General features: G+C 44.0%; 14 protein-coding genes. 9 read left to right on the top strand and 5 right to left on the bottom strand.

Annotated elements, in window-relative coordinates:
• Positions 1 to 18 precede the first annotated feature (18 nt).
• Both I2C87_RS00265 and I2C87_RS00260 read right to left on the bottom strand, forming a co-directional pair.
• Positions 19 to 4,368, bottom strand: coding sequence for an SGO_0316/SGO_0317 family LPXTG-anchored serine peptidase (locus I2C87_RS00265; protein WP_195323632.1), 4,350 nt, complete (start codon positions 4,366 to 4,368; stop codon positions 19 to 21).
• A gap of 236 nt (positions 4,369 to 4,604) precedes the next feature.
• Positions 4,605 to 6,989: a phosphoketolase gene (locus tag I2C87_RS00260; protein WP_195323631.1), complete on the bottom strand. Its 2,385-nt coding sequence runs from the start codon at positions 6,987 to 6,989 to the stop codon at positions 4,605 to 4,607.
• 360 nt (positions 6,990 to 7,349) lie between these two features.
• Between I2C87_RS00260 and I2C87_RS00255 the strand changes: the two genes are divergently transcribed.
• Positions 7,350 to 8,321 carry a hypothetical protein gene (locus I2C87_RS00255; RefSeq protein WP_195323630.1) on the top strand — a complete coding sequence of 324 codons (972 nt, stop codon included), beginning with the start codon at positions 7,350 to 7,352 and terminating at the stop codon, positions 8,319 to 8,321.
• A 108-nt stretch (positions 8,322 to 8,429) separates the two neighbouring features.
• Here the strand turns inward: I2C87_RS00255 and hutI are convergent, their stop codons facing one another.
• A complete protein-coding gene (gene hutI, locus I2C87_RS00250) occupies positions 8,430 to 9,677 on the bottom strand; it encodes an imidazolonepropionase (RefSeq protein WP_195323629.1) in 1,248 nt (415 codons plus the stop codon).
• 200 nt (positions 9,678 to 9,877) lie between these two features.
• Between hutI and I2C87_RS00245 the strand changes: the two genes are divergently transcribed.
• The 8 genes from I2C87_RS00245 (at position 9,878) to hutG (ending at position 20,045) form a co-directional block, all read left to right on the top strand.
• Positions 9,878 to 11,908, top strand: coding sequence for a urocanate hydratase (locus tag I2C87_RS00245; protein WP_195323628.1), 2,031 nt, complete (start codon positions 9,878 to 9,880; stop codon positions 11,906 to 11,908).
• Between the two features lie 82 nt (positions 11,909 to 11,990).
• Positions 11,991 to 12,890: a glutamate formimidoyltransferase gene (gene ftcD / locus I2C87_RS00240; protein ID WP_023027213.1), complete on the top strand. Its 900-nt coding sequence runs from the start codon at positions 11,991 to 11,993 to the stop codon at positions 12,888 to 12,890.
• Between the two features lie 12 nt (positions 12,891 to 12,902).
• Entirely contained in the window at positions 12,903 to 13,532 is a 630-nt protein-coding gene (locus tag I2C87_RS00235; RefSeq protein ID WP_195323627.1) for a cyclodeaminase/cyclohydrolase family protein, read from the top strand.
• Positions 13,533 to 13,584: 52 nt separating this feature from the next.
• Positions 13,585 to 15,258, top strand: coding sequence for a formate--tetrahydrofolate ligase (locus tag I2C87_RS00230; protein WP_195323626.1), 1,674 nt, complete (start codon positions 13,585 to 13,587; stop codon positions 15,256 to 15,258).
• A gap of 15 nt (positions 15,259 to 15,273) precedes the next feature.
• Positions 15,274 to 15,852, top strand: a complete 579-nt coding sequence (locus I2C87_RS00225) for a HutD family protein (protein ID WP_195323625.1) — start codon at positions 15,274 to 15,276, stop codon at positions 15,850 to 15,852.
• Positions 15,853 to 15,872: 20 nt separating this feature from the next.
• Entirely contained in the window at positions 15,873 to 17,201 is a 1,329-nt protein-coding gene (locus tag I2C87_RS00220) for an APC family permease (RefSeq protein WP_125374496.1), read from the top strand.
• A 228-nt stretch (positions 17,202 to 17,429) separates the two neighbouring features.
• Complete coding sequence (gene hutH, locus I2C87_RS00215) at positions 17,430 to 18,971, top strand: histidine ammonia-lyase (protein ID WP_195323624.1); 1,542 nt, start codon at positions 17,430 to 17,432, stop codon at positions 18,969 to 18,971.
• Positions 18,972 to 19,058: 87 nt separating this feature from the next.
• Positions 19,059 to 20,045, top strand: a complete 987-nt coding sequence (gene hutG / locus I2C87_RS00210) for a formimidoylglutamase (protein WP_195323623.1) — start codon at positions 19,059 to 19,061, stop codon at positions 20,043 to 20,045.
• A gap of 102 nt (positions 20,046 to 20,147) precedes the next feature.
• Here hutG and I2C87_RS00205 read toward each other — a convergent pair whose 3' ends face one another.
• Together I2C87_RS00205 and metF are read right to left on the bottom strand one after the other, a co-directional pair.
• Positions 20,148 to 23,084, bottom strand: a complete 2,937-nt coding sequence (locus I2C87_RS00205) for an AAA family ATPase (RefSeq protein ID WP_195323622.1) — start codon at positions 23,082 to 23,084, stop codon at positions 20,148 to 20,150.
• A gap of 132 nt (positions 23,085 to 23,216) precedes the next feature.
• Positions 23,217 to 24,092, bottom strand: a complete 876-nt coding sequence (metF, locus tag I2C87_RS00200) for a methylenetetrahydrofolate reductase [NAD(P)H] (protein WP_195323621.1) — start codon at positions 24,090 to 24,092, stop codon at positions 23,217 to 23,219.
• Positions 24,093 to 24,109 lie beyond the last annotated feature (17 nt).

Raw genomic sequence — 24,109 nt, 5'->3', positions numbered from 1 at the left:
TTCTCTACTAGGAGAACGTTATACTTGGTCTAGATGATTTTTCTTCATTCGGATCGCACCGAAAGTGAGAAGAAGAACCATCAATCCTACAAGACCCAGCTGGTCATTTTCCTGTCCTGTTTTTGGAAGAGAAGTTGCTGGTCGATGAGAGACTTGTTGAGACTCCTGATCCATTTCAGATTGACCTTTTTGTGTCATAGGTGACGGTTGAGGAGTGACTTGTTGAGACTCCTGATCCATCTTTATTCTACCTTTTTGTGTCATAGGTGACAGTTGAGGAGTGGATGGGACAGCCGGATTTTCTACCTGATCTTCTGAGATTTTTACAAAACTGGTCAAGTAGCGATTGATACCATTAGTTACGGTATAGACGAAATCATTTTCCACTGCCCGATAACCTGTTGGCAGATCAATATGGATCTGATACTCTCCATTGATCAGGATGCTTTCAAATGTCTTTGGTTCATATAGGGTTTGATCCAACTCCACTTTTTCCCCTGTCTTCTGATCAATGGCAAAGACGCGGGTTCCATCTGGAAGTTCTTTGTCAAAGACGAGGTCAAAGCGATTTTTATCAATATAGTGGTAGACAAATTTGACCAGTCCTTTAGGGTGCTCCTTGCTTAATTCCACTGTCACAGTGGTTGGAGATACCCAAGAGTAGTTTTGATCTTGAGCGACAACTTTTACAGTGTAGGTTCCAAATGGAAGAGTCGGTAGCGGATCTTCGTAGTAGCTATTAAATTCCTGATCCACCCGATTTCCCTTGCTGTCAAAGACTTGGTAACGCATCATTTCTGGGTATTGGTTGGTTGCCTCGCCTTTTTCATCGACAATTTGAACCTCTAAGCGACCGACGGTTGCTTCGCTGCTTGCAGCTGTCAGGCTTGCCCCTTCAGTCCCTGCTCTTTCTGTCGTTTTTTCTTCTGAAACGGTCTTACCATCCAAGGTCAGGGTGTTGGTATTATTGACCTGATCCCAGATATAGAAGCGCACAGTTTTTAGATCCACTCCTTCAGGAATCGTGTAGGTTCCATCTTCGTTTGGACTGATCTCTACTTCTTGATTATCCTTTTGGTAGGAGAGGTATTTTCCACCCAGCCCACTGCCCGTTTCAATAATCTCACCTGGCTTAAAGATACGAGTTGCTGGATCAAAGAGATCCTTGGTATTCGCCAGTTGTGGCACTTGCTTATCGACTCGGACTTTTAGAACAATCTCTTGAGGTTTGGCACCTGGTGTGCTTGGACGATAAGTGACTACATATTGATAGTCCCCATCTGGCACTAGCTGATTGTTATTGTCCTTGCCTGCCCACTGTGTCGCATTAAGAATCTTACTACGGTCATTAATCCGCCAACCGTAGTCGGATTTCTTCTGACTTTCATTGCCTTGTTCAAAAATAGGATGTTCGCGTTTGAGGTCATCTGCACGATAGACTGATAAATGAATATTGTCTACATTTCTCAAAACGACTGCATTGAGCTTGACACTATCATAGGAACCATCATCATTTGGCGAGAAGACGAGCTGATTCCCATCGTAATGCCCATCTTTTTCTCCCAGGACAACCTGTACTTCTTTGCCTCCGCGCCAAATAGTGCTGACCAAGGCTGTAAAGTGATCCCCTGAATCTTTTTCAGGTTTCTCTGCTTTTTCGTTTGCGTAATAGTAGAATGGTTTTTCATCCCCAGTGAAGGCATAGATAGGCTTTTCGATACCCGGTAAATCCTGATACTGCCCTTTGAAGCCAATATATGGAAGACTTACGAGATCTTTCTTGGTTTTGGCATCTTTAAAGAAGACAAATCCTTCTAAAAAGTAACCGTTCTTCATTTGATTGGTGAGTTCACTTGTAAAGGTACTGGTATCTACAGAAATTGGAACCATCACACTTCCCTTAGCTGGAACATGAATGGTTTTTTCTCCCACTTGATCCAATAGCTGACGCATCTTCAAGCTGATGCGACCATTTTCCACCTGATCGGTATTAACAACCGTGTGATAAGTGAATTCTTTTGCTTCTGAGCCTAAATTGTGTACCGTAACTTCAAACGTAAAGGCATCTTTGACATTGCCAAGCGTCAAGCTGCTATTGGTTCCTTTTCCACCTGTTACAAAGACTTCGCCAAAGGCTGCCGCTGCAGCATCCATGAGACCAGATCCTTGTTGACGGACAGATGAGTAGCTCTTGCTTTCCTGATCAAAATGAGGTTTGGCTGTACTCATGACTAACTGGCGTAACAGCGTATGGATTTGCTCTGGACTATAAGTTGGGAAACGTTGTTCTAGAGCTTGCTTGATCAAGGCTGTCGCCCCTGCCGCATGGGGCGTTGCCATACTGGTTCCCTCATCCATATCATACATACCATCTGGAATCGCCGAATAAACCATTCCGCCAGGTAGGGTAACATCTGGCTTAAGTTTTCCTTCGGCAGAAAGCCCCCAACCAGTAAAGAAGAGCATCTTGTTGGCTTCGCTATAAGGTACTTTCTTAACTTCTTGATGGAAGATTAGCTCGTATTCTCCAGCGTGGGAGGCTAGTTCTTTTCCGATAGCATGGTTCAAGACGCTGACCGGATAGAAGGATCCCCAATAGCCCATCGGAAGTTTTTGGAGGTTGTCTCCTTGCTCTTCATTCTGATAAACGAGGACACCTTTTGCACCAGCTTGTCTGAGGGCGTTGACCTTCTCTTCGTCCGTCACATCTCCACCGCTTTCAACCAGAGCAATTTTGCCTTTCACCGTAGCATTTCGGTAAGTATCTAGTCCACCTTTTGAAACTGAAACGTAAGACTGAGGACCTTCTACTGGGAAAATCAGCCGGTAAACAGGGAGATCAACGAGGCCATTTTGGAATTCTTTCTTATCCTTTAGAGCTGGGATTTCCAGACGCATGGTTGTTTCGTGATTAATCTGATTATTGAAGGCACCAATGGCTAGAACTCCATCTTCTATGGCGGGTTCATCAATCGTTCCAGTATCCGGTGCATCTGCTTTTGGCTTAGCCTGCCAGTATCCACTCACGGCGTAATTCCCTGCTGCAGCATTGATGACAACACCGGATTTACGCGCGAATTCAAAGGCTTGGCGGGTTAGGGGATTGGTATCTGCTTCAGACCCATTAACTCCACCAAAACTCATATTGATAGTATCAGCACCAAGCTTGACCGCATCTTCAACAGCCTTAGCGACGACAAAGCCTTGTTCTGTCATTCCCTTCTTATCAGAGAAAACGCGCATAAAGATAAGCTGGGCTTCTGGTGCGACTCCCTTTAGGTATTCACCAGTTGGCACTGGCTTGGTCGCATTTCCAACGGCTGAGCCTGCTACGTGGGTCCCATGTGAACGCGGATCATCTTCTCGAATCTCATCGTTCATATCTGAATAGTTATAGGCATAGACTACCTTATCGTTGTACCACTTCCCATAAGTGATGCCTGCCTTTTTCATAGCCGCTTCCATCTGCTCTTTATTCTGAAATTTGGCTTTGCTTTTATCCGTTAGACTAAAGAAATTATGGTGGACATCAAGGCCCGTATCCAAAACGGCTACCACCCGACCTTGCCCCTTGATCCCTTTGTCCCAGAGAGGCTGTAGATTAATCAACTCATTTTCATCACTAACTTTTGTAGGAAGGAGGGTATTCTGCTTCGTTGGGCTAGGTTGTGCATCCGTCCGATCCGTTAGTGGCGTAATTTCTACCTTTTCAACACGCGCTAACTGACGAATCTTCAAGGCATCCTTGTACTTGGTTTCTAAAACAAAACCATTAAAGACCAAATCAAAATCAGCTAGTTTTGTATACTGAATGCCTTTTTCCTTCAATTCATTCAATACAGCTTCCTTGATTGGTGCATTATCCTTGATCTGCTCCGCAATACTAAGAGGAGCAGCTTCATCTTGCTTTTTCGTCTCCAAACGTACCAGGGCCTGAACACGGGCTTCATCTGCCACGGTTGCTGAAACAGCGTCCTTATTAGCTACTGGCTGAGATTCTGAAACAGTGTGATCTTCTTGCTCCTTCTTTTCAATACCTTCCTTTTCAGGTGTAGGGTCCGAAGCTGGATTTGCTAGAGCATTGGAAGGTGAGATCTCGGCAGTTTTCTCAGTCTTGGCTTGCTCTTGTGAAGAAGACTCCTCCTTCACTGCATCAGTTGCATGAGCTCCGTCCAAACCTTTGCCCTGTCCGACTGTCGGACTCACCTCCTGACTTTCTTCCTTGACTACAAGAGCGGATACATCTGTCTGCCCTTCCTGCTCCTGGGCTGAAACAGTCACCCCACAAAAAAAGCATCCGACAAGTACCGATACTAAGCCGACTGCATATTTTCGTAAAGAAAAACGTTGTTGTCTGTCGCTTCCCATAAACAGACCTCCTTTATATTTTGTAAGCGGTTTCCGCACCTATATTTTAGTCCTTATCTTATGCAAAGTCAATGCAATCTAAAAAAATATACTATTTCATTGATTTTTGTCAGATTTCTTTATCCATTATTGAAGAATTTTTTCTTGCCAAGGGGAATTCCTTAGCCAAAGTTTCTTTCTTTAAAAAGGTACAAAAAAAGAAATCAGAATAACTTCTGATTTCTTTTGGAATAAACTTATTTATTTACGTTTTCCCATTTCCAGTTGTGTACTTCTGGAATATCATCACCATGTTCACGGATGTAAGCGTTGTGGAAGGCGATTGTTTCGTCCATTTGAGCTGCGAATTCAGCTGCTTCTACTCCAAGAGCTGCATTGGCTGCATCTTGTGCCAAGTGGAAGCGATCCAATTCAGACATGACACGCATATCGAATGGTGTCGTGATATCTCCGTTTTCACGGTAACCATGTACACGAAGGTTATGGTTGTGACGGTTGAAGAAGATATCACGGATCATGCCTTCATAACCGTGGAAGGCAAAGATCACAGGTTTATCAGTTGTGAAGACTTTGTCGAACTCTTCATCTGAAAGTCCACGCGCATCGACGGATGGGTGACGCAATTTCAAGATATCTACCACATTGACAAAGCGGATCTTCAATTCTGGGAAGGCCTTGTGCAAGATTGTAATGGCTGCAAGAGCTTCAAGGTTTGGCTCTGTACCTGCAGCTGCAATGACAAGATCTGGCTCTTCATCTGCTGAAACAGTTGATGCCCAATCGATCACCTTGTATCCTTCACGAACCAATTCTTCCGCTTCATCAGCTGAGTAGAATTGAGGACGTGGGTGTTTAGAAGAAACGATCAAGTTAATCATATCTTCTGCCTTGAAGGCTTGGTCCATCACCGCAAGCAACGTATTCGTATCTGCTGGCAAGTACTCACGGATGTATTCTGGAGTTTTTTCTGCCAAGTGAGTCAAGATACCTGGATCTTGGTGAGTGTAGCCATTGTGATCTTGTTGGAAAACAGTTGAAGTCGCAATCAAGTTCAAGGCAGGGTAGTTTTTACGCCATGTCGTGTGAGTCTTAGATTTACGCAACCATTTGAAGTGTTGAGTAATCATAGAGTCCACGACACGAAGGAATGATTCGTAAGAAGCGAAGAAGCCATGACGACCTGTCAAGACATATCCTTCGAGCATACCTTCTGCTTGGTGCTCTGACAATTGAGAGTCAATGACACGTCCAGCAGGGCTCAAAGCTTCATCGTAGTCTGGTTTCGTACGTCCTAACCATTGACGGCTTGTACGAGTGAAGACTTCTTGAAGACGGTTTGATTTAGTTTCATCTGGTCCAAAGATACGGAAGTTATGTGGGTTCGCATCCACAAGATCTGCTGCATACTTACCAAACTCGATCATATCTTGGGCCATGATAGCACCTGGTGTTTCAATCTTGAAGGCATGTTTCTTCCAATCAGCAGTGTCCATTGGTTCGATGACACCTGCGTTTGTGATTGGGTTCATAGCCATGCGACGGTCACCTTTTGGTGCAATTTCAGCAATTTCAGGAAGCAATTTACCAGTTTCGTCGAACAATTCAGCTGGACGATATGATTCCAACCAAGAAAGGAGGGCATCTACATGCTCCATATGGTGAGCATCTACTGGGATTGGCACTTGGTGAGCACGGAATCCACCCTCGATTGGTGTACCTTCCCAAGCTTTTGGTCCAGTCCAACCTTTAGGAATACGAGCAATCAAGACAGGGTATACTGGTTGAGTTGCTTCTTCTGCAGAACCTTTACGAGCTTCTGCTTGGACTTTCTTGATTTCTTCAATCGCTTCGTCCAATTTTTCTGCAAACAAAGCATGAGCTGCTTCGTGGTCGTCAGAAATAGCTGTTACGTCTGCAAAGATTGGTTTCCATCCAAGACCTTCAAAGAAGAGGGCCAATTCTTCGTCTGTTTTGCGTTCAAAGATCGTTGGGTTGTGGATCTTCCCACCGTTGAGGTAGAAGATTGGAAGAACAGCACCATCGTTAACTGGGTTCAAGAAGGTATTGGCCAACCAACCAGCCATCAATGGACCAGTTTCTCCTTCACCATCACCGATTACGGTTGCAGCAATCACATCTGGATTGTCCAAAACAGCTCCAGCTGCGTGAGAAAGAGCATAACCAAGCTCTCCACCTTCATGGATAGATCCTGGAGTTTCAGGTGCCGCGTGAGAGGCAATCCCTCCTGGGAATGAGAAGATTTTACATAGGTGTTTAAATCCTTCTTCATTTTGTGGGATATTTGGATTCAATTCTGTGTAAGAACCATCTAAGTAAGAGTTGGACACCATAACTTGTCCACCATGACCTGGTCCTTCAATGTAAAACATATCCAAGTCGTATTTGTTGATGGCACGGTTCAAGTGAGCATAGATAAAGTTTTGTCCTGGTACAGTTCCCCAGTGTCCGATTGGGTGAGCCTTCAAGTCGTTTTCAACCACTTCACGTTTCAACAATGGGTTGTCTTTTAAGTACATTTGAGCAGCCGAAATGTAGTTGGCTGCACGCCACCACGCATCCACTTTATCCAAGTAAGCTTTGCTGTTAAAATCAACAGTCATATTGTCTCCTCTCAAATTCTAGCTATGATTCTGATGAATTAGAATCCAGTGCAAGTATTTAGGTATAAACATTCTGTTTCACTAACATGAAGACAGAACGAACGCGAACCAAATTTAATTCAATTCTTTTCTATTCTATCAATAATTTATCTTTTTGTATATAGAAAAAATTAAAAAAAAATATAGTTTTTTATAAAAAGTTGCAAATCTCTTTTAAAATCAAAGCATTTTTCAATCATTTTACAAACAGATTTTTGCTTAGACCGCTCGAAAATCCTTTGAAATCAGCTTTCTATAAATCCCCTTGTCACATAAAATCTTTCATGATATACTTTAGATATCAAACTAAAGGAGGTCGTTATGATGACGGAAAAACGCAATAAAGGATTTGTGTCAGGTCTAGTGCTTGCCCTTGTCTTTCTTGCATTCGCAGGATTAGTATTTTCATTATGGATGGGACGCCAGAACCCTTCTACTAGCTTTGCGAAGGCAGAAAAGTCTGGGGACCCTGTAACGATGAAGGTCTATGATATTACACGAGAACCTGTCGGAACTGTGGACAACGGCCACGTCCTCTATATCGTCCAATACGATAACCAAAACGATGGTAAGTTTGCAGGGATCGAAGCCAAAAAAGACGATGCGACGATTAAAGAGGTCATTGATAAGGCAAAAAATGGGGAACTGCAGACCCATCCTTATCAACTAAAGGGAACGCAATTAGCCCCTTTGGCAAAGGATAGCAAAAATACGTCTCGTAACGGTCGCCTTGTCGGCTATAGCGACTACATCCATTCCCTTCTCGACCCGACTTCTGTCGTGTCACTTAATATGACGACCAGCTATTACTTAAGCCTCACAGAGTACAACAAAGACTCCTTATTCCTCTTAATTGGTTCAGCTGCTCTTGCTGGACTTTCTATCATAATGGTCGTAGCCAGCTTCTCCGTTCGGAAACGGACCATTGCTTCCTATCAGGAACTCCACCAAAACTATCCCGAACTCCAAGGAGATCTGTCTCGCCTGTCTGATGAAGCCAGCTACTACAATCAAGACTTAAAAGTTATCTTGTACAAAAATCATTTGATCACCTATTTCAGAGGAACTCAAACGATTGATTTACGAGAGGTTCAACAACTATACTTACATGTCACTCGAGTTCGTCAATCAGGGATTGCTCGCTCAATCTTCCAATTGTGCTACATCCGCAAGGACAAACCAAAGAAACAGCACCGCCTAGCCATTAAGAATAAGAAGAACGCTGAAGAACAACTCTACACTCTTTTTGCACAGGTGTCTGAGAGATTCCCAGATGTCAAGGTTGGAATTTAAAGCTTTCCAACTCCCTTTGGAAATACTGTTCTCAGCACTAAAATCCCCTCATCAGAATCAATTGATGAGGGGATTTTTTCTATTTAGGTCACATTTGAAACGAGAGGATCAAATCACTTTTTTACCATTTTTATAGACATCTGTCACTAGGTTGGTCGCGAAGAAATAGAAGAGATAATCTAGATTTGGTGCATCGTAAATCGTGATATCGGCTTGTTTTCCAGTATCAAAAGAGCCAATGGTTTTGGCACGATCTACTGAATAAGCTGCATTAATAGTTACCGCATTGAGAATCTCAACTGGCGTCAAACGCATCATGAAGCAACCCAGGTGCATGGCAAACTGGAGATTGGCTGTCGGACAGGATCCTGGATTGCTATCTGTTGTTAGGGTGATGGCCATCCCAGCATCCAGCATCTTACGAGCCGGTGCATAGGTATCTTCCATGAGGCTGAAGGTTGTAGCAGGCAACAGATTGCCGATAACTTTTGCTTTTGCTAGTTTTTGAATGCCTTCATCGGTAATCACCATCAAGTGTTCTGCGCTAGTAGATTCCAATTCAGCTGCAACATCCACACCACCGATAGACTCGATTTCATCCGCATGAATCCGCAGTTTGAAGCCCATTTCCTTGGCTTTTGACAGAAGATAGCGAGACTCATCTGCTGTAAAGACACCCTTTTCACAGAAGATATCACAGAATTCAGCTAACTTTTCTTCCTTCACTTTTGGAAGCATTTGCTCAATGATGAGATCCAAATACTCTTGAGAACGGCCCTTATACTCTGTCGGGATCGCATGAGCTGCCATAAAGGTCGAAACCAGATCAATTTCATGGTCACGGTCCAAGGCTGCAACCACATCTAATTGGCGTTTTTCCGTTTCCCAATCCAAACCATAGCCACTCTTAGCTTCAACGGTGGTCACTCCATGACGCAACATATAGTCCAACAATCGTTTGGACTTGTTATAAAGATTGTCAAAAGATGCTTCACGAGTTGCCCGAACAGTGCTCAGAATTCCACCGCCTTGAGCGAGGATGTCTAAGTAGGAAACACCCGCTAGCTTTTTCGCAAATTCATGCTCACGACTACCTCCGTAGACCAGGTGGGTATGGCAGTCGATCAAACCAGGAGTCGCAACTTTCCCTTCACAAGATTTTACTTCCGTATGGTCATCGATCAGTTCTGGATCGGGTTGACCTGTCCCAACTGCGAGGATTTTTCCATCCTTAATAGCAATATAAGCATCGGAAAGGATTTGCGCTTCTGCCATCTCTTTTCCATAGAGAGGATGGCCTAAATCATTTGGACAAAACAACTGGTTAAAGTGGGTTAAGATTACATCAGCAGACATATGAAAACATTCCTTTCTATTTCCATTGTTATTCATTTTACAATTCTAAAGAAAAAGCGTCAAAAAAAAGTCAAAAAGTTTCTCCCTCATTTTTTTTTGCTTTATTAAAAATTAAATTTATTTTTGACTCTTTATTGACGTTTCTTGGATACAATAAAGAAAATATAAATTCATAGTCTACACATAAGGAGGTTCCTACTATGTCATTTATAGACGATAAAGAAATTGCAGCTGCTATGTCTGTCAAACTTGACTTTGATGTCCTACCTGAAAAGGCAACTTTTCAAGAAGGCATCCGTCGTGCACCTGATAGAGGCTTCCGCTTAACGCAAGCTCAGACTGAGATTGCTCTTAAGAACGCTCTGCGTTACATCCCTAAAAAATTCCACCAAGAATTGATCCCAGAATTTCTGGAAGAACTAAAAACTCGCGGTCGGATTTATGGCTATCGCTTCCGTCCAAAAGATCGGATCTATGGAAAACCAATTGATGAGTACAAAGGAAAATGCACCGCCGCTAAGGCTATGCAAGTCATGATTGACAACAACTTGAGCTTTGAAATTGCCCTTTATCCATATGAATTGGTCACTTACGGAGAAACAGGTTCTGTCTGTGCTAACTGGATGCAATACAACTTGATCAAGAAATACTTAGAAGTCATGACAGAAGACCAAACCTTGGTGGTTGAATCTGGTCACCCTCTCGGCCTCTTCAAGTCTAAACCAGAAGCTCCTCGCGTCATCATTACCAACGGTCTCTTGATCGGTGAGTATGACAATATGCGCGACTGGGAAATCGCTGAAGAGATGGGCGTTACCAACTACGGTCAAATGACGGCTGGTGGTTGGATGTACATTGGTCCTCAAGGAATCGTCCATGGTACCTTCAACACCCTTCTCAACGCTGGACGTCTTAAACTCGGTGTGCCTGATGATGGCGACTTAACTGGTAAACTCTTCATCTCGTCTGGTCTTGGTGGGATGAGTGGAGCTCAAGGGAAAGCAGCTGAAATTGCAAAAGCTGTTGCCATCGTTGCAGAAGTAGACCGCTCTCGGATCGAAACCCGTCACTCTCAAGGCTGGATTAGCCAAGTGACCGACAGTGCCGAAGAAGCTGTGAAATTGGCTCAAGCAGCCCTTGAAGCTGGTGAATCAACTTCTATTGCCTACCATGGTAATATCGTAGACTTGCTCGAATATGTCAATGAACACCAAGTCCACGTTCATCTCTTGTCTGACCAAACCTCTTGCCACAACGTTTATGATGGTGGCTATTGCCCAGTTGGGATTAGCTTTGAAGAACGGACACGTTTGTTGGCAGAAGACAAAGAAACCTTCCATCGCTTGGTCGATGAAACCTTGGCTCGTCACTTCGCAGTAATTAAAGATTTGACGGCTAAAGGCACCTACTTCTTCGACTACGGTAATGCCTTCATGAAATCTGTTTACGACTCTGGCATCAAGGAAATTTCTAAGAATGGATTGGATGACAAAGACGGCTTCATTTGGCCATCTTATGTTGAAGATATCATGGGACCTATGCTCTTTGACTATGGTTATGGTCCATTCCGTTGGGTCTGCCTCAGCGGTAAACACGAAGACTTGATTGCAACTGACCATGCAGCTATGGAAGCGATCGATCCAACTCGTCGCTACCAAGACCGCGACAACTACAACTGGATTCGCGATGCTGAAAAGAACCAATTAGTCGTTGGTACACAGGCTCGTATCCTCTATCAAGATTGTATGGGTCGTGTCAACATTGCATTGAAATTCAATGAACTCATTCGCCAAGGTAAGATTGGACCTGTCATGATTGGACGTGACCACCATGACGTGTCTGGTACAGATGCTCCATTCCGTGAAACATCCAATATCAAAGATGGATCAAATGTTACTTGTGATATGGCCGTTCAATGTTACGCCGGTAACGCCGCTCGCGGTATGAGTCTCGTGGCTCTCCACAATGGTGGTGGTACTGGTATCGGTAAGGCCATCAACGGAGGATTTGGTCTCGTTCTAGACGGTAGCCACCGGATCGACGAAATCATCAAATCTGCGATTGCATGGGATACCATGGGTGGGGTTGCTCGTCGGAACTGGGCAAGAAATAACCATGCCATCGAAACAGCCATCGAATACAACCGTCTCCATGCAGGAACAGACCACATCACCATTCCGTATCTGGCAGATGAAGATTTGGTCAAAGATGCGGTTCAAAAATTGTTTTAACATCAAAAAATAAAAATTGAGAAAGGGGAGGAAATACAAAGACTCCTCCTCCCCAACTTCTCCTATAAAAAGAGGTAATCATATGGCAAAAATTGTTGAGTGTATTCCAAACTTCTCTGAAGGACGCAATCAAGCTGTGATCGACGGATTAGCAGCCACAGCAAAAAGTATTCCAGGTGTTACATTGCTGGACTACTCGTCTGACGCCAGTCACAACCGTAGCGTCTTTACACTCGTTGGGGATGAAGAAAGCATTCAAGAAGTTGCTTTCCAATTGGTAAAATACGCATCTGAAAACATCGATATGACCAAGCACGAAGGCGAACACCCTCGGATGGGGGCAACAGACGTTTGCCCATTCGTTCCAGTCAAAGATATCACAACAGATGAATGTGTCGAAATCGCCAATAAAGTAGCCGAACGCATCAATCGTGAATTAGGTATTCCAATCTTCCTTTATGAAGATGCTGCAACTCGCCCAGAACGGAAAAACTTGGCTAAAGTGCGTAAAGGACAATTTGAAGGAATGCCAGAAAAATTGTTGGAAGAAGACTGGAAGCCAGACTACGGTGAACGCAAGATTCACCCAACTGCAGGGGTCACAGCTGTTGGTGTCCGTATGCCACTCGTTGCCTTCAATATCAACCTTGACACAGATGATTTAGAAATTGCCAACAACATTTCTAAAATCATTCGTGGATCCAGCGGTGGATACAAATACTGTAAAGCAATCGGTGTCATGCTAGAAGATCGCAACATCGCCCAAGTCTCTATCAACATGGTCAACTTGGAAAAATTCCCATTGTATCGCGTCGTTGAAACCGTTCGTTTCGAAGCACAACGCTACGGGGTTCGCATCACTGGAACAGAACTCATTGGACTGGCTCCTGCTAAGGCTTTGATTGACTCTGCTGAATACTACTTACAATTAGAAGACTTTGACTATAGCAAACAAGTCTTGGAAAATCACTTGTTGGGTTAGAAAGGGAGTTCTATGAAACTAGTTGACTTAAGTATTACAGAGTTTGCCAAGGTTCTTGGTTCAGATGCCCCAGCTCCAGGTGGCGGTTCTGCTGCTGCCCTATCTGCTGCAAACGGGATTTCCCTTACAAAAATGGTCTGTGAACTGACCATTGGTAAGAAAAAATACACTGAATTTGAAGACCACATCAAAGGGGTTCACGAAAAAAGTGCCCACCTCCAAGACCAATTACTAGAAGCCATCGACAAAGATACAGAAGCTTTCAACGTGGTATCAGCAGTCTTTGATCTTCCAAAAGAAACGGAAGAAGAGAAAGCCGCTCGTCGTGAAGCCATGCAAAAAGCTTTGAAACATGCGACAGTATCTCCTTTCTCTATGATGGAGCTCATCGTTGAAGCGCTTGAAACAACAAAAGAAGCTGTTGGTAAGTCCAACACCAATGCGGCGAGTGACTTAGGAGTGGCTGCTCTCAATCTCAAGGCTGGACTTCAGGGGGCTTGGCTCAATGTCCTGATCAACATTTCAGGAATCAAGGACCAAGACTTCGTCCAAGAATACCATAGCAAGGGACTCGAACTCCTCCAAACAGGCTCTGAGCTTGCAGATAACATTTACCAAAGCATTTTAGAAAGCCTTTCATAAGCCTATCAATCAACTTTATAACTTCAATACTTACAAAGAAAGAAGGGATTCTATGGTTTTATCGGATATTGAAATTGCCAATTCTGTCCAAATGAAGCCCATCACGGAAATCGCTGCTGAACTTGGATTGACTGAAGACGACATTTCGCTCTACGGAAAATACAAGGCAAAAATTGATAGCAATCAACTGGAACAACTAAAGGACAAGGAAGATGGAAAGCTGATCCTCGTGACAGCTATCTCTCCGACACCTGCTGGAGAAGGAAAGACTACCACCTCTGTTGGACTAGTGGATGCCCTCTCAGCTATTGGTGAGAAAGCGGTCATTGCCCTCCGCGAACCTTCACTTGGCCCTGTCTTTGGGATCAAGGGTGGAGCTGCCGGTGGTGGGTACGCTCAAGTGGTTCCAATGGAAGATATCAACCTTCACTTTACCGGAGACTTCCATGCCATTGGGATTGCCAACAACTTGCTTGCAGCCTTGATTGACAACCACATCCATCATGGCAATGAGTTGGGTATCGATTCTCGTCGCATCACCTGGAAACGGGTGGTCGACATGAACGACCGTCAACTCCGCCATATTGTCGATGGCCTTCAAGGAAAAACGAACGGGGTTCCTCGTGAAGATGGCTTCGACATCACAGTGGCGTCTGAAATCATGGCTATTCTCTGTCTCTCAGAAAATATCCTTGACCTCAAAGAACGCCTCGATCGCATCATTATTGGGTACAACTACCAAGGACAACCAGTGACAGCCAAAGACCTCAAGGCTGGAGGTGCCATGGCAGCTGTTCTCAAAGATGCCATCCATCCAAACTTGGTACAAACCTTGGAGCATACTCCGGCTATCATCCACGGCGGACCATTTGCCAATATTGCTCATGGCTGTAACAGTGTGCTAGCTACTAAACTAGCTCTCAAATATGCAGACTATGTCGTGACAGAAGCTGGCTTCGGAGCAGACTTAGGCGCTGAAAAATTCATCGACATCAAGTGCCGTATAGCAGGACTCAAACCTGCTGCCGTTGTCCTCGTCGCAACCATTCGTGCTCTCAAGATGCATGGTGGAGTTGCCAAAGCGGACCTGGCTACTGAAAATGTCCAAGCCGTGATTGATGGTCTGCCAAACCTGGACAAACACTTGGCCAACATCCAAGAAGTCTACGGTCTACCTGTGGTCGTTGCCATCAACAAATTCCCGCTGGATACAGAGGCTGAGCTACAAGCTGTCTATGAATCTTGTAAAAAACGCAATGTAGATGTTGTTATTTCAGATGTCTGGGCAAATGGTGGAGCTGGTGGTCGTGACCTAGCTGAAAAAGTCATTCAACTAGCTCAAGAAGAAAACCACTTCTCTTATGTCTATGACGAAGAAGACAGTATTGAAACAAAATTGACCAAGATTGTCACAAAAGTATATGGTGGTAAAGGCATTAGCTTAACACCGGCGGCCAAACGCGAACTAAAAGAATTGGAAGCACTTGGTTTCTCCAACTACCCAATCTGTATGGCCAAAACGCAATATTCCTTCTCGGATGATGCCAAGAAAATGGGAGCACCAAAAGACTTCACTGTCAAAATCAGTAACCTCAAGGTGGCTGCTGGAGCTGGCTTTATCGTCGCTCTCACTGGTACCATTATGACCATGCCTGGCCTACCTAAAGTTCCTGCCAGTGAAAAGATTGATATCGATGCCCAAGGCAATATCACTGGTCTCTTTTAAGAAAGAGGACGTCCTATGGTGACTATCCTTCATCTTACCCCCGCAGATTATCAGATTTCTACTTGGTCCGGTGGCCAAACTACCCAACTCTTCCTCTCTCCAAAAGAGGGAAGTTATCAGGATCGAACCTTTGATTTCCGACTCTCTACTGCAACGGTAGAGGTTGAAACAAGTGACTTTACCGATCTCACAGGCTACCATCGAATCTTGATGCCTCTGACTTCATCGATTACACTCACCCATCAACATAAAAAAGTGGTTTTGAAGCCATTTCAAAGCTACTTCTTTGACGGGGGAGACCCTGTATCTAGCCAAGGGACCTGTCAAGATTTTAATCTCATCTATAAACCTTCCTATCAGGGGCATATGAGTGCTATATCCCCAAATGAAAGTGTCACGAGCCAGAGTCGCTATCAATGGATCTATGCTCTCTGTCCTCTCACACTCCAATGGGAAATAGGGCAATCTCAAACCCTCCAAACTCACGAGCTCCTGTTTATTGAACAAGCATCTCCTCTTCAAGAGATGACAATCACGTTTTCACCCCTTCAGTCTGGGAAGCAACCGATTGCTATCTGGACTGCGCTAAAATAATGTTTAAAAGGAGAGACATTATGAACGGAGCACATAAACAGTCGATTGAGGAACAAGAAAAAGCGAAATTCAGCTTTAGCGGTGCCACTCTATACGGTATCAATGCCGTGATCGGGTCTGGTATCTTCCTCTTACCTCAAAAAATTTATGCCGGTTTAGGACCAGCTTCTCTAGCTGTCATGTTCGGGGTAGCCGTTCTCGTCATGCTATTATCAGCCTGTCTGGCTGAAACGGCTGGCTACTTCGACAAAAACGGTGGAGCCATGCAATACTCAAAAGCAGCTTTCGGAGACTTCGTCGGCTTTAACGTCGGGATTCTAGGATGGGCCGTTACCGTTATTGCTTGGGCTGCCATGTTGGCCGGTTTTGCCAAAATTTTCATCATTACTTTCCCAGCATTCGAAGGCTATAACCTACCGATTAGTATCGTTATGTTGGTTCTCTTGAGTATTATGAACATTGCCGGTCTGAAAACATCTAAGATGTTCACTCTGACAGCTACTGTTGCAAAATTAATTCCGATTGTCCTCTTCTCTCTCTTCGCTATCTTCTTCATTTCAGGTGGCGTAAGCAAGGGCAACTTCACACCTTTCCTTCAATTGGAAAGTGGATCAAATCTCTTTAGTGCTATTTCGAGTACCGCCGTTTACATCTTCTACGGATTTATCGGATTCGAAACCATGTCCATCGTTGCAGGGGAAATGCGCAACCCTGAAAAGAACGTTCCCCGCGCTATCTTGGGATCCATCAGTATCGTATCTGTCCTCTACATGTTGATCATCGCAGGAACAATCGCTATGCTGGGTGGACGTATCATGGAAACCGGTGCACCTGTTCAAGACGCATTTGTTGAAATGATTGGCCCTATCGGAGCTCCTCTTGTTTCTTATGGTGCCCTCATTTCAATTGCCGGTCTCAACATCGGTGAATCTATCATGGTTCCTCGTTTCGGTGCTGCCCTAGCAGATGAAAAACTCTTGCCCGCAGATCTTGGAAAAACAAACTCTAAGAATGCTCCAGTCATTGCCATTATCATTTCCGGTGCCTTTGCGTTCTTACTCTTGTTATCTGGCTCTTTCGAATCATTAGCAACTTTCAGTGTTGTCTTCCGTTTCTTCCAATATATTCCAACTGCTTTGGCTGCTATCAAACTTAGAAAAATGTACCCAGACAAAAAGGTTACCTTCCGAGTGCCATTTGGTCCTGTTATCCCAATTTTAGCTGTTGTCATCAGTATCTTGATGATTGCAGGGGACAATCTAATGAACTTTGCATGGGGAGCTATCGGTCTAGTGATCGCTAGTGGACTCTATTTCGTTTTCCACGGTGATAAACTACCTAAGAAATAAAACAGTCCTCACCAATTCTATTTACACACTAGATGGGAACTTAGGAGGAGCAAAGAATTTCTTTGCTCCCTAGCCCATCTAAGAAGCTACGAATATCAAACCTGAGCTCTTTTCTCTAAGACTTCTTTCAATCTTCCTAAGAGCAATAGACAATGGGCTCACGTTTGGTATTCAAACCGAAGTAAACACATCTACTTCTACAGAACAATTCATAATCGGAGGTTTTATATGACTCAATTGATTCATTTAGATGGTAACAGCTTAACACTGGAAGAAGTCATCGCAGTCGCTCGGCACGGTGCCCAATGTGAGTTAGACGAAACAGCCAAAGAAGCTGTTATCGCATCTCGTAAAATTGTTGATGATATCGTCCGTGAAAAACGTGTTGTCTATGGTGTGACCACTGGATTTGGCTCCCTCTGTAATGTCAGCATTTCTCCAGAAGATACTGTCCAACTGCAAGAAAACTTGATTCGTACCCACGCATCTGGTTTTGGTGATCCACTTCCAGAAGATGCCGTTCGTGCCATCATGCTCATCCGGATCAACTCGCTCTTAAAAGGCTATTCTGGCATTCGTCTGTCAACTGTTGAAAAACTATTAGAATTGCTTAACAAAGGAGTGACTCCTTATATTCCAGAAAAAGGATCACTCGGAGCTTCCGGAGACCTTGCCCCCCTTTCTCATATGGTGCTCCCAATGTTGGGACTTGGACATGCCTACTACAAAGGTCAACTCTTGAGCGGTCAAGAAGCTCTCGACCAAGCTGGTATTGAAAAGATCCAATTGGCTGCCAAAGAAGGGCTTGCTTTGATCAATGGTACGACTGTCCTAACCGGTATCGGCGCTCTTGCGACTTATGATGGTATCCAATTGCTCAAACTGTCTGACATTGCCGGTGCTCTTTCAATGGAAGTCCACAATGGTATTACCAGCCCATTTGAAGAAGACCTTCATACCATCCGTCCTCAAAGTGGACAATTGGCAACCGCTCGTAATATCCGTAACCTCCTTGAAGGAAGCAAAAACACAACCGTTGCAACCCAACAACGGGTCCAAGATCCTTATACACTCCGTTGTATCCCTCAAATCCATGGAGCCAGCAAAGACTCTATTGCTTATGTAAAAACAAAAGTTGAAATCGAAATCAACTCTGTGACAGATAACCCAATCATCACCAAGGAAGGACACGTCATCTCCGGAGGTAACTTCCACGGTGAACCAATGGCACAACCATTTGACTTCTTGGGTATTGCCCTTTCTGAAATCGGAAACGTATCTGAACGTCGGGTGGAACGCTTGGTCAACAGCCAACTTAGCAAATTGCCATCCTTCTTGGTCAAACATCCTGGCCTCAACTCAGGCTTCATGATTACGCAGTATGCTTGTGCTTCTCTTGCATCTGAAAACAAAATCTTGTCTCACCCAGCCAGCGTTGACTCAATCCCATCTTGTGAAAACCAAGAAGACTTCGTCAGCATGGGAACTACAGCAGCTCGTAAAGCAGCAGAAATCCTTAAGAATTCACGTCGCATCGTTGCCACTGAAATCATGGCCGCTTGCCAAGCCTTAGATCTCAAACCAGAAAATCATGAACTTGGTAAAGGTACAAAACCAGCCTATGACATGATTCGCAACAAGGTGGCCTTCATTGAATTTGACAAAGACATCGAAATCTTCGAAGAACTCAATAAAGCATCTGCCGTTGTTGAAAGTGAAGAATTCTTAGCAACCATCGAAAAAGCAGTTGACTTAAGCATTCAATACTGATACAGTAAGTATACAGCAGAAAAAGGCTGAGAAAATTTCTCAGCCTTTCCAATTCTAGCCAAATACAAACAAACGGAGGCATGTAACGTGCTTAGAGATTATTACCCAACGACTTACAGTTATTACCAAGGCAGTATTGAAGACAATCCTTATACAGCCAAATGGGGAATGCTAACGAAGTTTTTGGATTTGAATGATGAAACCTTGACTCCTTTTGAAGAAATCACCTTTGGAATCCTTGGCTTTAAAAGCGATAAAGGAGTCTATATCAATAATGGTCGTGTCGGTGCCGTCGAAAGTCCTAATGCTATTCGCACCCAGCTCGCTAAACTTCCTTGGCACTGGGGCACCAACGTCACAGTTTTTGATGTTGGAAATATCGATGGCCCCAATCGTTCTCTTGAAGATTTGCAAGAGAGCCTCTCTCTAACTGTCAAACGGATGTTGGAGTTAAATATTCAACCAATCGTCCTTGGTGGAGGGCATGAAACGGCTTATGGTCACTACCTGGGCCTCAAATCCTCCTTGCAACCAGATGAACAATTGGCCGTCATCAACCTAGATGCTCACTTTGACCTGCGTCCTTACGACCAAACTGGTCCCAACTCTGGAACAGGATTTCGCCAGATGGCAGACCACGCAAAAGAAGAGAGCCAGGATTTCCCTTACTTAATCTTGGGCATTCAGGAACACAGCAATAACCTGTTCCTATTCAACTATGTAGCTAAAACACCAAGCATTGATTTCTTAACAGGACAAGATCTCTTCCGGATGAGCCACCAGGCTATTCTTGATCGGATTGATCAATTCTTAGAAAAACAGACAGCGATTTACCTCTCCATCGATATGGACTGCTTTGCCGTTGGTTCTGCCCCTGGTGTCAGTGCCATCCAGTCACTTGGTGTGGATCCAAAACTAGCCTTGATGTTGCTCCAACACATTGCAGCTAGTGGCAAACTGATTGGCTTTGATATTGTGGAAGTTTCCCCTCCTCATGATATTGACAACCACACCTCCAACCTGGCTGCAACCTTTATCTTTTACTTGACCCAAATCTTGTCCCAACAAAAATAAGATTCAAAACCTCTCTAACAATACAAAAGGCTTCGCAACATCCACCCCTAGGGCGTTGCAAAGCCTTTTTTATTCTTCCTTCATAACACTTGATAAGATATACTAGAGGACTTTTAATCTCTTGAGGAAGGGACGATCTCTATATGGAGTCAAGTGTTGCTCTGCCAGTTTCTTGTAGTAGTTTTTATCTTCTCTCAAGAAGATGCTCAAAGGAGGATTCAGATGCTCTCCTTGCTCCTTCTGGGCCGATAGGAAAGCCAAGAGATAATACACCATCCCCTTATCCCGTGAATGAGTCGCTTGCTTTATGGTTCCTTCTTTACGAGCCAGGTAATGTGCTACCTTCTCTTGTTCCCCAAAATGACAAGCAATTAAGGCTTGATAAAATTCGAGCAATTCTTCCTTCCAAGGGAAGCGAACGCTGGACAAAACCTTTTGAGCCCTGTCAAAATAGAGACGGGCTTGGACCAAGTCTCCCTTCCAATAGTAGGCAATCCCAAGATCAATTTCAAACACCACTCGGACCGAATCAACAGATTGATCTCCCACCAGGCGAAGGACCTCTTCCAAGTGGGTAACAGCTACTTGAAAATGTCCCCTGACTTGCTCTATCTCAGCCAGGTAGGCTAAAGAAGCCGCAATTTGAATGGCATACTTGGCCTGCATGCTATTGGTCAGACTAAAGCAATCAATGGAGCGATAGAGGTGGCGGGTCGCCTGCTCCTCATCCCCCACCATCAAATGGTACAAACCCTTCAAGCGCAACTGAATCGCAATCGCTTCATGGTTGTTGGCCTGAATCGCATCTTCTAAAGCCAAATCTGTGTAATAGGCCATTTCAGAAATATTTTCTGTTTGAATGCAATAATAAATGATTTGCCGGTACCCTTCTAAAAGGAAGTCGAGCTGTTTGAGTTCCCGCGCATAGGAGATGACCTTTTGTATATCATGAATCCCCTTTTGGTACTCTCCGCTTCGAATAAAGTAGCGCCCCTCTAGATACAAGTAACGCAGTTGCAAATACTTGTAATCTCTATCTTTTTGGTGCCTTGAAAAAAGCTGATCCAGTTCTCGACGAAGACGAGAGAGTTCCCCAAAAATGTCCAAATGGCTATTTTTCCCATCGGATACTCCCCCTTCTTCTCCCTTGGAGTATATTGGGAATAGTTCATGTTCTAGCTGGAGGATTTCTTCCAAGTAGGTCAGCTCAAAGGATAGAGAACGCAAGAGATTTTGGGACTGCTTGTATTGGTAAGCAATTTCCTTATAGAAGAGCAAATCTGTCGAATCTTCTAAGGTTTCTTCCAGTTTTTGCGCGATTTGTTGGTGGAAGAGACGCCGTCTGGCTGGTGACAGGAGTTGGTAGAAGTACATGGCTACCAATTGCTTGCAAAATTGGACCAAGAGATCCTCCCCTTCCTCCACTATTGAGATGATTCCTCTTTGAGTTAAAGGATCTAATAATGCAGTTAAAACAGAAAGATCTGTAGCTGTCAAATCGGCCAAGATAGACATGGATATCGGCTTATGAAAACAAGACAAATAATGAAGAAGGGACTCCTCTTCACTGCTCAAGTCACCCAACTCTTGAGACAGATAAGCTTGAATGATATCAGGTAAGGGCTCTAAACTTTCCTTCTCTTTCCACTCTTCTATATAGCTGGACAACAAGAAGGGACTACCTTCACTCCACTCCATCATTTGCTCGATCAGGGCTGGTTCTATCTGCCCCAGTTGCCCTTGCAAGAGTAATCGACTTTCACTCGGATCAAAATTGGTCAACTCGAGCTGGGACAACCGTCTCTCTACTTTTAAGCTCCCAAAGAAGGTGAGCAAGAATTCCGGCAAAGGCCCCTCAGCTGTAACAATCAGTTGCCATCTTTCCCCGCTACTTTTCTCCTCCAATTGCTTTACTTTATTGAATGAGGCCGCATCCATCCACTGAGCATTTTCAAGCAGAATCAGGAGAGGTTTTTCTTGGCTGAGTCTTTGAAGGTGCTTCCGGACAGCAGGGAGATTGTCCGCTTTTCCTAGAGGAGGAGCTTCCAAGCCCCCACTCACTTTCTCTAGGGAAGCTTTGAGGTCGTCCCAGATCCCTCCTTCTTCTTGGCGACTGCCGACTTTGCCTTCCAGCTTGACAAAGCTAAAACTACGATTGGACAGCAAGACCAATTGACGCAATAAACGTTTTTTGCCTGTTCCAGATTGCCCCATGACCAAGAGAGGGCCAACCGCTTCCCCCTTCTCTACTAAGGAGAGGTATTCTTCCAGTTGGGACAGTTCTTGTTTGCGACCAAAGAAAGGGAGTTCTCGGACATTCACACGATTGCTCTGTTTACGGGTGCGTTTAGCTTCCAAAACAGAATGATACAGTTCTTCTATCACTCGACTGGGACGAACATTCAGCTCACGATCCAATAAATCCACCAGCTTGTAATAGGTCTCAAAAAATTTCCCCAGCTGGTGATGAACTCTATAATACTCCATCAAGAGCTGGTAGTTCTTTTCTTCAAATTCATCCAGCTCTACTAAATGGTGGAGTAAGGACTCTATACCAGGGTCTCCCAGCCCCTCTTTGTCAATCTTTTGATAACAGCTTTCAATATAGAGTTGCTTATAAGCGCTCCGTTTACGGGAAGCCCACTGGTCAAAGTCCTCATCATCCTTGACGTAGAAGCCTTCTAGAAAATCTCCCTGATAAAGATGTAAATTGCTTATTGGATCCCTTTCAAAAAGCTGGACATCCAAAGAAAGATTCAACTCAGGATTAAGGGCCAGGCTACTCCTACTTGGAGAAACAATGACATCTCCTTCAAAGATTTTATTGGCTTGGTAAACAGTATTCCGTAGATTTTTCCGAGCGACTTGGTTTTCCTTATCCCCCCAGAGAATACCCGCAATTTCATCACGGTTGACCTCACCCGATACGGCTAAGTAATAAAATAAAGCCTCCATCTTCGAGAAGGAAAAACGGATGTCTTTCTGTTGAAAAACAACCTTAGGGGGTCCAAATAACTTCAACGTGAGTTCTCTCTTCATTGCAAGCGCCTCCAAAATCTTCATATTAATACTATAAAAAAAAAGTTGTCTTTTAGCAAGCGATTGGCCCAAGTAAAAAAGAGACTGAGAAAAATTTTTCTCAATCTCTACAATTCCTGCTTAGACTGTTGATTAAATCACTTCCAAATTTGGTTGGTGTTCAAATAAGGCTTTTGTTGCATGGTGGACATGATAGGCTACATCTTCATTGTTCATGGTGTAGAGATGGACACCGGCAACATCTTGTGTGACCAAATCAACGATTTGATCCACCGCATAGGCTAAACCAGCTGCACGAAGGGATTTTGGATCATGTTCATACTTATCCAGAATGGCTTTGAATTTCCGTGGGATATGAACATTTTCACAAGTCTTCAACAAGCGAAGGGCCTGGTTTCTGTTAAGAATTGGCATCACTCCTGCATGAATGGGCACATCAATTCCCGCCAAAATACACTTATCTTGAAAATCGTAGAAACGCTCATTGTCAAAGAAAAGCTGAGTCACTAGGCTCGAACATCCAGCATCCACTTTCTTTTTCAGATTTTGAATATCTGAAATTTGGTTTGGCGAATCGGGGTGACCTTCTGGGTAACAAGCACCGATCACATCAAAGTGAGGAGCTTCTGTTTTAATAAATTCAATCAAGTCCGTTGCATAACGAAAGTCTTTTAAAGGCTCAATACCAGGAATAATATCACCACGAAGGGCCAAGATCCGATGAACCCCTACTTGATCTAATTCATGAAGGGTATCTGCTACTTTTTCCTTGCTTAGATAGATGGCAGGTAAGTGGGCAATGGTCGGAATAGACAATTCATTCTGAATATGATTGGCTAAAGCAACCGTCGTCTCTTTGATATTGTATTTATTATTGCTAGCTGTCACACTGATAAAGTGTGGAGCTAATTCCTGCATATTTTCCAAGGCACGTAAGAGCTTGGCATTGCCTACTTCAGGATTTGGAGGGAAAACCTCAAAGGAGAGCGACGGTGTTTGCTTAGTCATCAAATGTATTCCTTTCT

This window comes from Streptococcus sp. 1001283B150225_161107_H12 (assembly GCF_015552665.1).
Taxonomy (GTDB): Bacteria; Bacillota; Bacilli; order Lactobacillales; family Streptococcaceae; genus Streptococcus.
This window is presented reverse-complemented; position numbering and strand designations above follow the sequence as displayed.

Bases quoted from the DNA above. Each gene is read 5' to 3' on its own strand.
- I2C87_RS00265 (WP_195323632.1), bottom strand. From the start codon at position 4,368: ATGGGAAGCGACAGACAACAACGTTTTTCTTTACGAAAATATGCAGTC.
- I2C87_RS00260 (WP_195323631.1), bottom strand. From the start codon at position 6,989: ATGACTGTTGATTTTAACAGCAAAGCTTACTTGGATAAAGTGGATGCG.
- I2C87_RS00255 (WP_195323630.1), top strand. From the start codon at position 7,350: ATGATGACGGAAAAACGCAATAAAGGATTTGTGTCAGGTCTAGTGCTT.
- hutI (WP_195323629.1), bottom strand. From the start codon at position 9,677: ATGTCTGCTGATGTAATCTTAACCCACTTTAACCAGTTGTTTTGTCCA.
- I2C87_RS00245 (WP_195323628.1), top strand. From the start codon at position 9,878: ATGTCATTTATAGACGATAAAGAAATTGCAGCTGCTATGTCTGTCAAA.
- ftcD (WP_023027213.1), top strand. From the start codon at position 11,991: ATGGCAAAAATTGTTGAGTGTATTCCAAACTTCTCTGAAGGACGCAAT.
- I2C87_RS00235 (WP_195323627.1), top strand. From the start codon at position 12,903: ATGAAACTAGTTGACTTAAGTATTACAGAGTTTGCCAAGGTTCTTGGT.
- I2C87_RS00230 (WP_195323626.1), top strand. From the start codon at position 13,585: ATGGTTTTATCGGATATTGAAATTGCCAATTCTGTCCAAATGAAGCCC.
- I2C87_RS00225 (WP_195323625.1), top strand. From the start codon at position 15,274: ATGGTGACTATCCTTCATCTTACCCCCGCAGATTATCAGATTTCTACT.
- I2C87_RS00220 (WP_125374496.1), top strand. From the start codon at position 15,873: ATGAACGGAGCACATAAACAGTCGATTGAGGAACAAGAAAAAGCGAAA.
- hutH (WP_195323624.1), top strand. From the start codon at position 17,430: ATGACTCAATTGATTCATTTAGATGGTAACAGCTTAACACTGGAAGAA.
- I2C87_RS00205 (WP_195323622.1), bottom strand. From the start codon at position 23,084: ATGAAGAGAGAACTCACGTTGAAGTTATTTGGACCCCCTAAGGTTGTT.
- metF (WP_195323621.1), bottom strand. From the start codon at position 24,092: ATGACTAAGCAAACACCGTCGCTCTCCTTTGAGGTTTTCCCTCCAAAT.